The 14,593-nt window shown below is 70.0% G+C and carries 16 protein-coding genes; 9 read left to right on the top strand and 7 right to left on the bottom strand.

The genetic code is table 11. The features are described from left to right. Positions 1–46: 46 nt before the first annotated feature. On the bottom strand, positions 47–1,513 hold the full coding sequence (locus ACZZZQ_RS09905) for a carboxylesterase/lipase family protein (RefSeq protein ID WP_463507451.1): 1,467 nt from the start codon (positions 1,511–1,513) through the stop codon (positions 47–49). Positions 1,514–1,637: 124 nt separating this feature from the next. On the opposite strand from ACZZZQ_RS09905, the gene ACZZZQ_RS09900 reads away from it, so the two are divergent. Beyond that, entirely contained in the window at positions 1,638–2,183 is a 546-nt protein-coding gene (locus tag ACZZZQ_RS09900) for a hypothetical protein (protein ID WP_053097774.1), read from the top strand. 51 nt (positions 2,184–2,234) lie between these two features. On the opposite strand, the gene ACZZZQ_RS09895 is transcribed toward ACZZZQ_RS09900, so the two are convergent. From ACZZZQ_RS09895 to ACZZZQ_RS09875, 5 genes are all read right to left on the bottom strand, one after another. Continuing rightward, entirely contained in the window at positions 2,235–3,200 is a 966-nt protein-coding gene (locus tag ACZZZQ_RS09895) for a DNA-methyltransferase (RefSeq protein WP_295100909.1), read from the bottom strand. 38 nt (positions 3,201–3,238) lie between these two features. Further along, entirely contained in the window at positions 3,239–4,288 is a 1,050-nt protein-coding gene (locus tag ACZZZQ_RS09890) for a lipoate--protein ligase family protein (protein WP_463507450.1), read from the bottom strand. 49 nt (positions 4,289–4,337) lie between these two features. After that, positions 4,338–5,075 carry a DUF1684 domain-containing protein gene (locus ACZZZQ_RS09885; RefSeq protein ID WP_463507449.1) on the bottom strand — a complete coding sequence of 246 codons (738 nt, stop codon included), beginning with the start codon at positions 5,073–5,075 and terminating at the stop codon, positions 4,338–4,340. A 161-nt stretch (positions 5,076–5,236) separates the two neighbouring features. Continuing rightward, complete coding sequence (locus ACZZZQ_RS09880) at positions 5,237–6,091, bottom strand: alpha/beta fold hydrolase (protein ID WP_053097778.1); 855 nt, start codon at positions 6,089–6,091, stop codon at positions 5,237–5,239. A 55-nt stretch (positions 6,092–6,146) separates the two neighbouring features. Continuing rightward, positions 6,147–6,884, bottom strand: a complete 738-nt coding sequence (locus tag ACZZZQ_RS09875) for a copper homeostasis protein CutC (protein ID WP_463507448.1) — start codon at positions 6,882–6,884, stop codon at positions 6,147–6,149. An 81-nt stretch (positions 6,885–6,965) separates the two neighbouring features. Here ACZZZQ_RS09875 and ACZZZQ_RS09870 point away from each other — a divergent pair, with 81 nt between their 5' ends. The 3 genes from ACZZZQ_RS09870 (at position 6,966) to ACZZZQ_RS09860 (ending at position 9,290) form a co-directional block, all read left to right on the top strand. Next, positions 6,966–7,406, top strand: coding sequence for a MarR family transcriptional regulator (locus ACZZZQ_RS09870; RefSeq protein WP_056279186.1), 441 nt, complete (start codon positions 6,966–6,968; stop codon positions 7,404–7,406). A gap of 5 nt (positions 7,407–7,411) precedes the next feature. After that, on the top strand, positions 7,412–8,758 hold the full coding sequence (locus ACZZZQ_RS09865) for an MFS transporter (protein ID WP_082298048.1): 1,347 nt from the start codon (positions 7,412–7,414) through the stop codon (positions 8,756–8,758). A 91-nt stretch (positions 8,759–8,849) separates the two neighbouring features. Beyond that, on the top strand, positions 8,850–9,290 hold the full coding sequence (locus ACZZZQ_RS09860; protein WP_083569392.1) for a hypothetical protein: 441 nt from the start codon (positions 8,850–8,852) through the stop codon (positions 9,288–9,290). Between the two features lie 70 nt (positions 9,291–9,360). Here the strand turns inward: ACZZZQ_RS09860 and ACZZZQ_RS09855 are convergent, their stop codons facing one another. Beyond that, positions 9,361–9,621 carry a hypothetical protein gene (locus ACZZZQ_RS09855; protein ID WP_463507447.1) on the bottom strand — a complete coding sequence of 87 codons (261 nt, stop codon included), beginning with the start codon at positions 9,619–9,621 and terminating at the stop codon, positions 9,361–9,363. A 198-nt stretch (positions 9,622–9,819) separates the two neighbouring features. Between ACZZZQ_RS09855 and ACZZZQ_RS09850 the strand changes: the two genes are divergently transcribed. From ACZZZQ_RS09850 to ACZZZQ_RS09830, 5 genes are read left to right on the top strand one after another with little or no spacing between them, the layout of a single operon-like run. Next, entirely contained in the window at positions 9,820–10,755 is a 936-nt protein-coding gene (locus tag ACZZZQ_RS09850) for an ABC transporter substrate-binding protein (protein WP_463507446.1), read from the top strand. Next, entirely contained in the window at positions 10,752–11,804 is a 1,053-nt protein-coding gene (locus tag ACZZZQ_RS09845) for an iron chelate uptake ABC transporter family permease subunit (protein WP_463507445.1), read from the top strand. Before ACZZZQ_RS09850 ends, ACZZZQ_RS09845 begins: the two co-directional genes overlap by 4 nt. Continuing rightward, the gene (locus tag ACZZZQ_RS09840; RefSeq protein WP_463507444.1) at positions 11,801–12,865 is read left to right on the top strand and encodes a FecCD family ABC transporter permease; all 1,065 of its coding nucleotides are present in this window, start codon (positions 11,801–11,803) and stop codon (positions 12,863–12,865) included. The genes ACZZZQ_RS09845 and ACZZZQ_RS09840 overlap by 4 nt, the downstream gene beginning before the upstream one ends. Beyond that, the gene (locus ACZZZQ_RS09835; protein ID WP_053097784.1) at positions 12,858–13,694 is read left to right on the top strand and encodes an ABC transporter ATP-binding protein; all 837 of its coding nucleotides are present in this window, start codon (positions 12,858–12,860) and stop codon (positions 13,692–13,694) included. Before ACZZZQ_RS09840 ends, ACZZZQ_RS09835 begins: the two co-directional genes overlap by 8 nt. Continuing rightward, entirely contained in the window at positions 13,691–14,542 is an 852-nt protein-coding gene (locus tag ACZZZQ_RS09830) for a siderophore-interacting protein (RefSeq protein WP_463507443.1), read from the top strand. The genes ACZZZQ_RS09835 and ACZZZQ_RS09830 overlap by 4 nt, the downstream gene beginning before the upstream one ends. The last annotated feature ends 51 nt before the right edge of the window (positions 14,543–14,593 follow it).

The following is a 14,593-nucleotide window of genomic DNA, read 5'->3' as shown; positions in this document are numbered from 1 at the left end:
CGCGCACTGCCCCGGCTCGGGCCCGGCTCGGGCCCGTCGAGGCGTGTCAGACCAGCGCACGCACCGACGCGTACGCATCGGCGACGTCGCGGATGGGCAGGTCGTACACCCGCACCATTCCGGCATCCCCCTGGTGCTCCGGCCAGCCGGGCTCACCCGTGGTGAGGAACGCGACGGCGGCACCGTGCAGCTCGTCGGCGAGTTCCTGCGGCGGATTCGGTCCGGCGAGCGCCTCCATCGAGGGGCCGTCGAGGCAGTCGAAGAAGAACGGCACATCGAGGCAGTGCTCCGCGAAGCCGAAATGCCCTGACGGCCACGAGAACCGGTAGAGCCAGGTGGGCGCGTCGCCCCGGGCGGCTGCGATGCGGGGAACTCCGCTGCGGAACATCCGATCGGTGAGGACGCGACCGGCGAGGCGGGCCTTGCCGAGACGGGCGACGTCGGCGTTCGCGGCGAGATAGTCCGCGCGGATCGTCTTGCGCAGGCCCAGCCGGGTCAAGAGGACGCCCTGCGGCACCCAGCGCAGCGCCCTCGCGGCGCTGCCCGTGAACGCCATGGTGAACTCGTCGTCGGCTGCGCCGATCACGAGCGGCTTGTCGGCACCGACGCCGGCACGCAGAGAGTCAGGGGTCGGACGTACGAGAAGGTCGCCGTCGATCGCGGGACCGAGCGGAAGCCCCTCATCGATCATGCTGGTCATCGACGACGGACCGAGCTGGGTGGCCTTCTTCTGCAGGGCTAGCAGACGCTCCTCCGCGACCGATGAGAATCCGGCCACGGTGGGGTCGACGCTCGCCGCCGCAGCGAGCGCCCGCCCCAACGCCTCGGCTCGCGGCGCCGCGACGTCACCGAGTGCCCCCGAGATCGCATAGACGCCGTGGAACAGGTGCTGCGCCTTCTCCATGCCGAGCAGGGTCAGCACGGCGCCGCCGCCCGCGGACTGCCCGGCGATCGTCACCCGCTCGGGGTCTCCGCCGAATGCGGCGATGTTCTGCCGCACCCATTCGAGAGCGAGCAGCCAGTCGCGCACGCCACGGTTCGACGGGGCGTCCTCGATCCAGCCGAATCCGTCGAAGCCGAGCCGGTACGAGATCGACACGGTGACGACGCCGTCGCGGTTGAAGTTCCGACCGTCGTACCAGGGGCTCGCCGGAGAGCCCGCGAAGTATCCGCCGCCGTGGATCCACACCAGCACGGGAAGACCCGCCGCCGTGGGATCGGGCGTGAAGACATTGACGTTCAGAGTCGAGTCGCCCTCGACACTCGGCTCGGGGATCAGTGTCACCCCGGGATCGCCGCGCTGGGCGGTCGCAGCGAACTCGAGGGCGTCGAGCATGCCGTCCCAGGGCGCCTTCGGCACCGGCGCCTGGAACCGCAGGTCACCGACCGGCGCCTCCGCGAACGGGATGCCGAGGAAGGCCGCCGACCGCGGTGCGCCCCTGCCTCCGGTGGTCGGGCGCCAGCGCCCGCGAACCCGCCCCGCGGCGGTCTGCACCTCGACGTACTCGGTCATGACTCTCACACTCTCACGCCGAGACTCTCTCCCGCCGAACGGCAGCCCGGGATGTGTCCCGTCGGTCGATCCTCGTCCCGCATGTTCCCGCCACGGACCGCGCCCGTCGCCTAGTGTCGACGTCATGGTCTACCCCCGCGCCTACTTCTCCGCGATCACGAACGAGGCCGAGTTTCTCGCCGACTACGAGCCCTCGCTCGCACGATGGGCAGACGAGGACGGATCGACCCTGCTGATGCGAGCCCTCCGCAACGCCGATCCCGCCAGCCGGGTCGCGATCGCCACGCGACTGCTCGACGACGGCGCTGATGCCGCCGCGGCGACCGAGAGCCACGTGAACGCTCTGCACGTGTTGCTGAGCGCGACAGCACACGATTTCACCGCCGAAGCGCCTCTGCTCGCCCGCCTGATCGATGAAGGTGCGGATATCAATGCCGACAGCGGCAGTCGGTGGGGCACGCCGCTGCAGACGCTCAGTCGCACGCTCAAGTTCTCCGACGAGACTCTCGCTCCGTTCTATGACGTCCTGTTCGCCCGCCCCGGTCTCGATGTGACCACCCCGAGCAGCGTGGGACGCAGCGTCACCGAGAGCGCACAAGCCGCCATCAGACGCCGCGCCGACCTACTCGCGCGTTGCCACGCGCACACGAGAACCCACGCACCACGCTGACGCCTGTTGCGGCAGGCGAGCCTCCTTGCTGAGAGTGCTCCGCGTGCGGGGCTACTCCCCGACGCGGGTCACCACGGCATCGGGCATCCGCTCGGTCATGACGCGCACGGCCTCGGGGTTGTCGTCGACGAGCACCGCGTCGCGCCCGAGAGCCGAGGCGACGGCCCCGGCGGTGCCGCTGCCGGCGAAGAGGTCGAGCACACGGTCGCCCGGACGGCTGGACGCCCGCACGATGCGCCGCAGGATGCCCTCGGGTTTCTGCGTCGGATATCCGGTCTTCTCGCGGCCGGTCGTCGGCACGATCGTGTGCCACCACACGTCGGTGGGCAGCTTGCCTCGGGCGGCCTTCTCTGCCGTGACGAGGCCGGGAGCCATGTACGGCTCGCGATCGATGTCGTCGGAGTTGAACACGTACTCGCGGGGGTTCTTCACGTAGACGAGGATCGTGTCGTGCTTGGTGGGCCAGCGACGGCGGGACTTCGCACCGTAGTCATAGGCCCAGATGAGCTCGTTCAGGAAGCAGTCGCGGCCGAAGACCGCATCGAGCATCACCTTCGCGTAGTGCGCCTCGCGGTAGTCGAGGTGCAGATAGAGGGTGCCGTCGTCGGCCAGCAGTCGCCACGCCTCCTCGAGTCGCGGCATCAGGAAGGCGCCGTAGTCGTCGAAGCGGTCGTCGTAGGTGCGGAGCATCCCGCGCACCCGCTCATAGGCGTGGCCGTGGAACCCGTGCCGCACCTCGGCCGGCGGCGCCGCCGGTTCAGAACTCAGCACGATCGGCGTGACCGCCGCATCCGACCCGCGGGATTCCGGGAGTCCGACTCCGGACGCACCCGGTTCTTGCTGAGTCGTGAACGTGCGACGGGCGGTGACCACCTGTCGCTCCTGCGTCCGGCCCGTGTTGAACGGCGGGTCGAGGTAGACGAGCGTGAACGACGCCGACGGCAGGGTCGCCGCGACGGCGAGGTTGTCGCCCTGGATGATCGAGACGTCACCGCGGACGACAGGAGCGGGATCCACCGCCCCGGGATCAGACGAGGGGTCAGGCGCGGGGTCGGTCACGGAACCCGGTGCAGCCACGTGTCGGTGGCGAACTTCGACTCCACCAGAGCCTCGGCATCCGCGTACTCCTCGGCGCTGATCGTGCCGTCCTCCGCCGAGGTGAGCGAGCGGAAGGTGTCCTTGAAGCGCTCGATGATCTCGGCCCGCGCGAGGCCGGTCTGGCTGCGCAGCGGATCCACCCGCTTCGCGGCCGACGTCGTCCCCTTGTCGCTGAGCTTCTCGCGGCCGATGCGCAGCACCTCGGTCATGGTCTGGCCGTCGATGTCGTACGACAGGGTGGCGTGGTGCAGCACTCCCCCGTTGGCGAGGCGCTTCTGCGCGGCTCCGCCGATCTTGCCCGACGAGCTCGCGATGTCGTTGAGCGGCTGATAGATCGCATCGATCCCCAGCGAGCGCAGCGCCTGCAGCACCCAGTCGTCGAGGAACGCATAGGAGTCGGCGAAGGTCATGCCCTGCACGAGGGATGCCGGCACGTAGAGCGAATAGGTGATGATCTGCCCTGCGGCCATGAGCATCGCGCCGCCGCCGGAGATGCGGCGCACGACGTCGAAGCCGTGCCGGGCGGCGCCCTCGGGGTCGACCTCGTTGCGGTACGACTGGAATGAGCCGATGACGACGGCCGACTGGTCCCACTCCCAGATGCGCAGCGTCGGACGACGGCGCCCCTCACCGACCCGAGAGGTGAGCACCTCATCGAGCGCGAGGTTCATGCGCGGCGAGACCGCCTTCTCGTGCAGGATCTCCCAGTCGAAGTCGTTCCAGCCGGGAGCCGTGACCAGGGCGCGGCGCACGGCGGTGCCGACGGCTTCGGGCGTGAAGCCCAGCAGCTGCGCGCCCTCGGGGAGCGCACCGCGCACCGCGGCGGCGATGGCCGTGGCGTCCGTCTCGACGGGCAGCCCGGTGACCGCCCGGTCGATGTCGTCGAGCGCCGTGTCGGGTTCGAGGAAGAAGTCGCCGGCGAGCCGGAAGCGGGCGATCCTGCCGTCTTCGACCTCGAGGTCGACGACGACGAGCTTTCCTCCTGGAACCTTGTATTCACCGTGCACGGCTACAGCTTAAGGCGGGGCCGTCAGGTCGGCGCGGTACGCCGCGGATTCAGCGCCCGTGCACCACCGCGCGCTCTCCGGCGCGGATCGGCGCCGAGAAGCGGTTGCCCGGCGGCGGCTGAGGACACACGTACTGGTCCGAGAAGGCGCAGGGCGGCAGGTAGGCACGGTTGAAGTCGATGACCACCGAGCCGTCTGATGCCGGTTCCTCGACCGGCAGGAAGCGGAACCGATAGGTCTCGGTGCCGTTGGTCCCGTCGGCGAAGACGGCGCTCAGGCCGCCCTGCGGCGCACGCGTCGCGGCCAGCGCCACCGCGACACCGTCGAGCGTGAACCGCAGCCGTCCGGCGAGGTCGGTGTCGTGCGAGCGCCCGTCGATCGAGGTCACGGTGATCGTCTCGCCCGGCGTGGGCTCGAACACCGCCGGGATCCGCCATCCCTCCCGAGGCGGATACGCGTCGATCGCGCTGAACCGCTCGCGCTCGGGGCGTCGGGGGTTGAACACCCGCAGCGCGACGTCGCCGCGCCGGTCGAACACACGCAGCTCGCGGCGTCCGAGCCGCAGCGTCTCACGGCCCCTCAGCGTGACGACCGACCCGGCCGTGCCGAGATCGCTGCCGCGGATCCCTCCGTCTCCCGTGAGCGCCCAGAGACCCGGGACCCCCTCCACGGCGGCGGGTTCGGTGATGAGCCAGTTCGTCGCCTCGAGTGCGGCCGGGCCGTACTCCGCGCCGGCATAGCGCTCCCGCGCGTCGTGCCATGCACGCCACTCGTCTTCGAATCCCACCCCGCACCTCCCTCTCGCCGTGAATCTATGCGGAGGAGAGGCCGAGGTGCCGGGATGACGTCACGCGGATTCACCCGCTGTAACGTCCGTTCACGGGGCGTAACACGCCGACGCGCGAGCCGCCCGGATCATGGCACGGCTCGCCCGGATCGAGGCGACGGTCAGCGAGCGGGAATGCGGGTGTCGAGCCACGACAGGATGTCTGCGCGCACCTCGTCCTGCTGCAGCTCGTTGAAGATCTCGTGACGAGCGTCGGGATACACCAGCGTCGTGATGTCGGTGAGTCCCGATCGGGTGCGGTACTCGTCGGCGAGCTTGTGCACGCTGCGCGGACCGCCGACCGGATCGTCGCGACCGACGAGAAGCAGCAGGGGGATGTCGCGTCCGAGGTCCTTGCGCGGACGGCCGTAGAGCTTGGCCGCCTCGACGGGGCCGAACAGCTTCAGCAGCGGCTGGTTCGTGGTGAGCGGATCCTCGTCGAACGCCGTCCACACCGCCGGATCGCGGCTCAGCCACTCGAGGCCCGTGGCGTCGTCGGCGGCCCAGCGGGCGTTGAGCGGTGCAGCGTTGAGCGATCCGGGCGTACGCAGAGCCGAGCCCGAGAGGATCACCGCATCCCACGCCTCGGGGTGGTCGTTCACGAGCATCTGCGCGAGGAATGATCCCCACGAGTGCCCCAGCAGCACGAGGGGCAGGTCGGGGTGCTCGTCCTTGATGATGCCGGTGAGCTGCCAGATCGCCGCCTCCGCCGCACGCAGACCGCCCTTGCCGAGTCGACCGAGCTTCTCGGGTCCGCCGTGCTGACGGATGCCGGTGCGCCCGTGCCCCCGATGATCGTCGGCGTAGACGATGAATCCGGCCTCGGTGAGCGCGGCGATCAGCGCGCCGTACCGACCGGCGTGCTCGCCCACCCCGTGCAGCAGCTGCACGACTCCCCGCGCATCACCGACCGCCGGGTGCACGTCGTAGACGATGGCGATGCCGTCGGCATCCGTGAATTCGCGCGTATCGGTCACGCCCCCACCCTACTGAGAGTGCGCGACATGCGTCAGGCCGACCGCGTCGGACGCGTCAGCTCGACAGCGCGGCGATGACGCCCTGGGCGATCTCGAGGTCGGTGACCTCGTATCCTCCGACGCCGTCGGTGGCGGAGCCCATGCGCACGCCGCCGTCTTCTCTCACCGTGCGCTTCGCGGAGAAGTGCAGGGCGTCGACACCGGCGGCGGCGAGGGCGGCGGCGCTGGCGGCATCCACTCCGCTGCCCGCCATGATCTCGATCTCTCCGGCGGCCTCGGCGACGAGCGCCCGGAGCGTGTCGATGCCGTCGATCGCGACCGAGGCGCCGCCCGAGGTCAGCACGCGGCGCAGGCCCAGCGAGCGAGCGGCGACGAGCGTGGCGACGGGGTCGGGGGTCACGTCGATCGCGCGATGCAGGGTGACGGATGCTCCCCCGGCGGCGTCGCGCAGACGCCGCATGGCGGGGATGTCGAGCAGCCCCTCGTCGTCGAGGGCGCCGATCACGACACCGTCGGCTCCCGCCTCGATCGCACGTCGGACATCGTTCTCGGCGATCGCGATCTCGTCGGCGGAGTAGCGGAAGCCGCCCGCCCGAGGCCGGACGAGCACGTGCACCTCGACACCGACGGCATGCGCGGCGTCGATCGACAGGTCGAGGGTCGCCGGCGACGGAGTGAGGCCGCCGAGCGCGAGGGCCTGGGCCAGCTCGACGCGCGCGGCGCCGACGGCTCCGGCGATGCGCACTCCGGCGGGATCCTGGACGGCGATTTCGATCGCGGGGGTTCGGGTCACCCGTCCATTGTGACCCGTGCGGCGGGTGCGTCCTGCCATCGACTTCCGATCCGGGCGAAAATTACTTAGACTGTCTAAGTAATGTCTGCGCCCGATGATTCCCTCCACCTCACCGCGACAGACCTGCGCATGGCGACGTTCCGGCTCGCACGGCGTCTGCGATGCGCTCGCGCCGTCGACGCGATGAGCGACGCGCAGCTCGCGGTGCTCGCGACGCTGCGCATGCACGGCCGCCGCACCATCAGCTCCCTGGCAGAGCGCGAGCGGGTCACCGCGCCGTCGATGACGAACATGATCAACGGGCTCGAAGAGCAGGGATTCGTGCTCCGCACTCCGGATGCCGAAGATCGCCGCCGCGTGCAGGTCGACATCACCGAGGCAGGCACCGAGATCGTGGAGCAGACCATCCGACGAAGAGACGAGCTGCTCGCCGAGATGCTCGGCGAACTGGACTTCACGGAGGACGAATTGGCGACGCTGCGCGCAGCGAGCGCCCTGATGCGAAAGGTGGTCGACCGATGAGCGCGATGTTCCGTTCCTTCTCGAACATCAACTACCGCATCTGGTTCGCCGGCGCCCTCGTCTCGAACATCGGCGGGTGGATGCAGGCGACCGCCCAGGACTGGGTCGTGCTCACCGAGCTCACCGACAACGACGCCGCGGCCATGGGCGTCACGATGGCGCTGCAGTTCGGTCCGCCGCTCGTGCTCGTGAGCCTCACCGGATGGGTCGCCGATCGCTTCGAGCGCCGCCGCATCCTGCTCGCCACCCAGAGCGCCCTGCTGATGCTCGCGATCGCCGTCGGCGTGCTGCTGCTCAACGGAGTGATGACGCTGCCGATGATGTTCTGCTTCGCTGCGGCGTTCGGTGTCGTCAACGCCTTCGACGCCCCCGCGCGGCAGGCGTTCGTCTCCGACATGGTCTCCGCCGGCGACACGTCCAACGCGGTCGCCCTCAACTCGGCATCCTTCAACCTGGCCCGCATGATCGGCCCGGCCGTCGGCGGCCTGCTGATCGTCGCGATCGGCTCGGGATGGGTGTTCATCGCGAACGCCGTGACGTTCCTGGCGATGCTCGTCGCGCTGCTGATGCTGCGCACCGGCCAGCTCGCGCCGCGCCTGAAGAACCGCCGCCCCGGCGGACTCGCCGAGGGCTTCCGCTATGTGTGGGGGCGCAGCGATCTGCGCGTCGTGTTCGTGACGGTGTTCCTGATCGGCGCCTTCGGCATGAACTTCCCCATCTTCGCTTCGACCATGGCGATCGAGTTCGGGGCGGGCGCCGACGGGTACGGAGTGCTGAGCTCGGTGCTCGCGATCGGCTCGCTCGCCGGTGCGCTCCTGGCTGCCCGGCGTGACCGAGCCAGGGTGCGTGTCGTGATCTTGGCTGCCGGGGGATTCGGCGTCGCGGCGTTCGTCTCCGCATCCATGCCCACGTATCTGACGTACGCGATCACGCTGACGTTCACCGGGTTCATGATCGTGACGCTGCTGACGACCGCCAACGGCTACGTGCAGATGACCACCGCGCCTGCCCTGCGCGGCCGTGTGCTCGCGCTGTACATGGCCGTGATCATGGGCTCGACGCCGGTCGGCGCCCCGATCGCCGGGTGGGTGGCCGACACCTTCGGGCCGCGCACGGCGATCATGCTCGGCGGCACCGCCGGTTTCGTCGCGTGCGCGATCGGCGCGATCTGGGTCTTCACCTCCGGACGACTGCACCGCTCCGAGGGCAGCCGATTCCTCATGACGCTCGACGAGACGCGACCGCTGAACATCGTCGACGAGGCCGAGATCCTCGAGAAGAAGGCCGAACCGGTCGAGTTCAGCGACGAGGCAGCCGTCACCACGCCGATCCGCACCTCGAAGAAGGACTGACCGCGTTCTGACCGGGCATCGCGGGCGGAACGCGTGAGACCGGTTTGTCAATGCCCTCCACGCGCAGGCGGGGTGGACGTACCGTCACGTCATGGACCAGAACACAGGACGCACCCCGCACCCCGAGCAGCCCGCAGAAGGCTCCCCCGACGTGATCCCCGAGCACAACACCGCTCCTGACGGCCAGTCGACGGCAGACGCCGGGCGTCAGCCCGACGAGCTCGACGGAAACGCCCAGGGCTCCAATCAGGGCGGCGCGATCCAGGGCGACAGCTCGCACGGCGACTCGCCGCGCGGTGCCATCCAGGGCGACGCCGACGAGGAGAACGCACAGGGCGCTGCCCAGGGCGGCGCCATCCAGGGCGACAGCTCGCACGGCGAATCACCCCGCGGCGCCATCCAGGGCGACGCCAGCCCCGACCGCGACGCGGCCATCGGCGGCGACGAGAACACCGAAGACCAGCTGACGGCCGACAATGAGGTCGAGCAGGACACCCTGCGCACGCTGGACCCGAACGACACCCCGGCCTGAGCGCGCGGGAACGACGAAGGGGGCGGATGCCGCAGCATCCGCCCCCTTCGTGCGCCGTCTGACAGGGCGTTCAGCGAATCGTCCCGGCCCGCACGAGCAACCGCCGCACTCCGATCACGCCTGCCGCCACCGCCAGTTCGCCGACGATGCGCGCGCCGAACGTCGCCGTCAGCACGCCGGGCACCAAGTGCTCGGGGGAGAACACCGGCAAGGCGACGAGGAACAGCACGACGCCTGCGACCGCAGCGGCAAGGAGGATGCGGCGTGCGCTAGCTGTCGTTCCCCGCTGGAGCGGCAGGACCAGATCGAGCGCGATGGCGGCGCAGACCATCGGCACCGCCGCGATCGGACCGATCGGGGAGATTCACCCCCGCCCGAATGAGCCGAATTCACCCCTCGTTTTCACCCCTTGCTCGGAACGGTGGGGCGTCATGGTGCACGGCACGAGTGACCAAACTGTTAGGGTTGCCTAACCAACATCGATCTGGTCGGTGTCGTTCCCCTCCCCGGTCCCGAAAGGTCATTCACCATGCCCTCCAGCCTCCGTCTTCGCGCCGTCACGGCCTTGGCCGCCTCAGGATGCGCACTGCTTCTGCTCGCCGGCTGCGCCCCTGAGCCGACCGCCGTCACCGATGCGGCGGGGGAATCCGCCGGCACCCACGACGTCGAGCATGCCCGCGGCACCACCGCGGTCCCCGACGAGCCGCAGCGCGTGGTGACCCTCGAACCGCTCGAGCTCGACACCGCCGTCGCGGTCGGCATCGAGCCGGTCGGCGCTGCGGTCGCGAGCAACGTCGCAGGAGCACCGGCATACCTCGGCGCCGACGACGTCGAGCCCGTGGGCACTGTTCCCGAACCCGACCTCGAGGCCATCGCCGCGCTCGAGCCCGATCTGATCCTCGGAACCGAGGCCCGGCACTCCGAGCTCTACGAGCAGCTCTCGGCGATCGCCCCGACCGTGTTCATCGAGACCCAGGCCGACCCGTGGCGAGACAACGCCATGCTCATCGGCGAAGCGCTGGGCCGCGAGGCCGAGGTCGCCGATCTGCTCTCGGCCGTCGACGACCGGTGCGAGTCGCTGGCCGGCGAGTATGCGATCGACGGCGAGAGCGTGCAGCTGATCCGCCCCCGCGACGAGACGACCCTGAGCCTCTACGGACCGGTGTCGTTCTCGGGCAGCCTCCTCGAGTGCGCCGGGTTCACGATCCCCGCGCAGGAGTGGGCCGATGGGCTGCAGGCAGACATCTCGCCCGAGAACATCGTCTCGGCGGCAGCGGACCATGTGTTCGTCACCGTGACCGACGTCGACGAGGCCTCGGAGATCCCCACCGCGATCACGCAGAACGCCGCAGACTTCCCCTCGGTCACCCCTGTCGACACGAGCTACTGGGTCTCAGGAGTCGGGCCGAAGGGCGCACAGGCCGTGCTCGATGACATCGAGGCGTACCTCGAAGAGAGCCGGTGACGACTCTCACCCCGGTCGAGACGTCGGGGGCTCCGCACGCGCGGATCCCCCGACGCGGCGGTCGTGCGGTCGTCGGTGCGATCGTCCTTCTTGCTGCGCTCGCGGCCGCCGTCGTCCTCTCCCTCGCGATCGGCGCGAATCCCCTCTCCCCCGAAGCGGTCTGGACGACCCTGCGGGGCGCGGGCACGACCGAGATGGATTACATCGTGCTCGAGTTGCGCATACCTCGCACCGTCACGGGGATCGTCGCCGGTGCGGCGCTGGGTGTGGCCGGCGCTCTCATCCAGGCCTTCACCCGTAATCCGCTCGCCGACCCGGGCATCCTCGGCGTGAACGCCGGCGCCGCGCTCGCGGTCGCCCTCGGCGTGAGCGTGCTCGGCCTGCGCGACGTCTCGCAGTTCGTCTGGTTCGCCTTCTTCGGCGCCCTCATCGTCACGGTGGCCGTCTACCTGATCGGCTCGGCGGGACGCGGCTCCGCTGACCCGCTCCGCCTCACGCTCGCCGGGGTCGCACTCGGAGCCGTGCTCTCCGGCATCACGACGGGCATCTCCCTCAGCGATCCGGAAGCCTTCGACTCGATGCGCAGCTGGAACGCCGGAACGCTGCTCGGACGTGGTTTCGACGTCATCATTCCCGTCCTCCCGTTCGTCGCTGTCGGAGTCGCACTCGCAGTGCTGCTCGGTCCCGGCCTGAACGCCATCGGCCTCGGCGAAGACGTCGCTCGGGCACAGGGCGCGAATGTCGCAGGCATCCGCGTCGGGGTCATCATCGCCGTCACACTTCTCGCGGGCGCGGCGACCGCCCTCGCCGGCCCGATCTCGTTCATCGGGCTGATGGTGCCGCACGTGATCCGCTGGACGTTCGGCGTCGACCAGCGAGTGATCCTGCCGCTCTCCGCCGTGCTGGCACCGGTGATCCTGCTTCTCGCCGACGTCCTCGGCCGGGTCATCATCGCCCCGGCGGAAGTGCCTGTCGGAATCGTCGCGGCATTCGTCGGAGCGCCGGTGCTGATCGCGCTGGCGCGGCGACGCCAGGTGAGTGCCCTGTGAGCGCGTCGATCGCCTCGGCGCTCACGGACGCCTCCCGCTCCAGGATGATCCTGCACCTGGGGCCGCTGCGGATGCAGGTTCGCCGGCGCAGCATCCTCGTCGGCGTCGCTGCAGCGGCCACTCTGATCGTTCTGGGCATCCTGGCGCTGGGGCTGGGGAGCTATCCCCTCACTCCCCAGGAGGTCGTGCAGACGCTGCTCGGCGGGGGCGACGCCCTGCACCGCACGGTCGTGATCGACTGGCGCCTGCCACGCGCGATCGCGGCGATCACCGTCGGTGCGCTCCTCGGCATCGCCGGCGCGCTCTTCCAGACCGTCACGAGGAATCCGCTCGCGAGCCCCGACATCCTCGGCCTGTCCAACGGCGCGTTCACGGGCATGCTGATCGCGCTGGTGCTGGTCTCGGGGAGCTGGCCCGTGCTCACCGCCGGGTCTCTCATCGGCGGGTTCGCGACAGCCGTGGTGATCTGGCTGTTGTCGGCACGAGGCGGTGTGCACGGCTTCCGCCTCATCGTCGTGGGCATCGGAGTCTCGGCGATCCTGGCCTCTCTCAACACCTGGCTGCTCCTGCAGATCGAGCTCGAGACCGCGATGTTCGCGTCTGCCTGGGGCACTGGATCACTGAACGGCGTCACCGCAGGCCCGCTCGCGGGCGCGCTGCTGTGCGCCCTGCCGTTCACCGTCGCAGCGCTTCTCCTGGTGCCGCGACTGCGCCAGCTCGAGCTGGGGGACGACACGGCCGCAGCCACAGGGGCTCGGCCGGGGCGGATCCGGGTCGTGGCGCTGCTCATCGGCGTCGCACTCGTCGCCGCCGCGACGACCGTCGCCGGCCCCGTGGCGTTCGTCGCGCTCGCTGCACCGCAGATCGCGCGCCTCGTGGCCCGCACCCCGCACCTCTCGCTGATGCTGTCGGCGCTGTTCGGAGGAGTCCTCCTGCTCGGTGCCGACCTCATCGCCCAGCACATGCTGCCGTCTGCTCTGCCTGTCGGCGTCGTGACCGTGTCGGTCGGCGGCGCCTACCTCGTCCTGATGATCATCCTGGAGATCCGCCGCCGTGCTTGAGAACTCGACCTCGCCCGACCCCAGCGCCGCCTCGCGCCTCAGAGCCGAGAGCATCACGCTCACATACGACCGCACCGAGATCGTCCGCGAACTCTCCGTGGCTGTGCCCGCAGGAGGCTTCACGGTGATCATCGGGCCGAACGCGTGCGGCAAGTCCACCCTGCTGCGCGGCCTGTCGCGCCTGCTGCCTCCCTCGAGCGGGCGCGTCGTGCTCGACGGCCGGTCGATCAGCGAGTACCCGGCGAAGGAGGTGGCCCGCCGGCTGGGGCTGCTTCCTCAGAGTGCGACAGCGCCGGACGGCATCACCGTGGCCGATCTGGTCGCCCGCGGACGTTACCCGCATCAGAGTCTGATGCGCCAATGGTCGGATGCCGATGAGAGTGCTGTGCGGCACGCTCTCGACGCGACAGGAACAGCAGATCTCGCGTCACGCCCCGTCGATGCTCTGTCCGGTGGGCAGCGCCAGCGCGTCTGGGTGGCGATGGTGCTCGCGCAGGAGACGGATCTGCTGCTGCTCGACGAGCCGACCACTTTCCTCGACGTGGCCCACCAGGTGGATCTCATGGAGCTGCTCGCGCATCTCAATACGCAGGGACGCACACTCGTCGCCGTTCTGCACGACCTCAATCACGCCGCACGCTACGCGAGCCACATCATCGCGATGCGCGAGGGCCGCATCGTCGCTCAAGGCCCACCCCGCGAGGTCATCACGAGCGAACGAGTGCAGCAGGTGTTCGGCCTGGCGAACGTCGTGATCGATGATCCCGTCACCGGAGGACCGCTGGTGGTGCCGCTGCGCGGCTCGGCCCCTGCGGGAGTGCGGTCGTGACCGCCGAGCGCCCATGGGCCTACAGCGCTTTCCCGGTGGAGGTTCGCGCACGCGTGATGCTCAGCCCGCATTTCGTCAGGCTGACCCTGGGCGGTGAGAGTCTGCGGAACTTCGCTGACTGGGGCATGGATCAGCGCATCAAGGTCGTCCTGCCGCTGGCCGACGGAGGCATCGCCGACTTCGGACTGCTCGACGAGCCGACACCGCATCCCTCCGACTGGTACACACGGTGGCGCGCCCTCCCTGAAGACGAACGCAACGTGCTGCGCACCTACACCCCCGCCGCGATCAGAGCCGAGGACCGCGAGATCGACATCGACTTCTTCCTCCACGAGCCCGCCGGGCCCGCCTCTGCATGGGCGGCCGCGGCGTCCCCGGGCGACCGGCTCGTCGTCAACGGTCCCGACGCGCGAATGGGGTGGACCGGGTACGGACTGCACTGGCATCCCGGCGATGCGGGGCGGTTCTTGATCATCGCCGACGAGACGGCATTCCCGGCTGTGCGCGGCATCCTCGACTCCCTCGGGCCGGACGCGCGCGCCGAGGTCATCCTCGAATGCGGTCACCCCGCCGATGACCTCATCTCGCCGGCTGCCCCCGACACCGCGCGCGTGCATCGCGTGCTGCGCGACGCCCCGGATTCGACGGCGATCGAACGGGCGGTGCACGCCTGGGGCGCCACCCACGGTGCGTCCGCCCGCGAGGACACCGCCTTCTACGCGTGGATCGCGGGTGAGTCCGGCATGACCACCGGTATTCGCCGGTATCTGACCTCCGACCTCGGCATTCCGAAGGAACGGGTCTCCTTCCTCGGCTACTGGCGTCGAGGTGGGCCACTCGTCGGGTGATCCGCGCAGCGGAGCACGACGAAGGGGGCGGATGCCGTAGCATCCGCCCCC

The sequence above is a fragment of the Microbacterium sp. AC132 genome (assembly GCF_979258525.1).
Note: the sequence above shows the minus strand (reverse complement) of the source record. Positions and strands in the feature narration are given on the sequence as shown.

Excerpts from the sequence above, each read along its gene's own strand:
- ACZZZQ_RS09905 (WP_463507451.1), bottom strand. The coding sequence starts at position 1,513 with ATGACCGAGTACGTCGAGGTGCAGACCGCCGCGGGGCGGGTTCGCGGG.
- ACZZZQ_RS09900 (WP_053097774.1), top strand. The coding sequence starts at position 1,638 with ATGGTCTACCCCCGCGCCTACTTCTCCGCGATCACGAACGAGGCCGAG.
- ACZZZQ_RS09870 (WP_056279186.1), top strand. The coding sequence starts at position 6,966 with ATGTCTGCGCCCGATGATTCCCTCCACCTCACCGCGACAGACCTGCGC.
- ACZZZQ_RS09865 (WP_082298048.1), top strand. The coding sequence starts at position 7,412 with ATGTTCCGTTCCTTCTCGAACATCAACTACCGCATCTGGTTCGCCGGC.
- ACZZZQ_RS09860 (WP_083569392.1), top strand. The coding sequence starts at position 8,850 with ATGGACCAGAACACAGGACGCACCCCGCACCCCGAGCAGCCCGCAGAA.
- ACZZZQ_RS09855 (WP_463507447.1), bottom strand. The coding sequence starts at position 9,621 with ATGGTCTGCGCCGCCATCGCGCTCGATCTGGTCCTGCCGCTCCAGCGG.
- ACZZZQ_RS09850 (WP_463507446.1), top strand. The coding sequence starts at position 9,820 with ATGCCCTCCAGCCTCCGTCTTCGCGCCGTCACGGCCTTGGCCGCCTCA.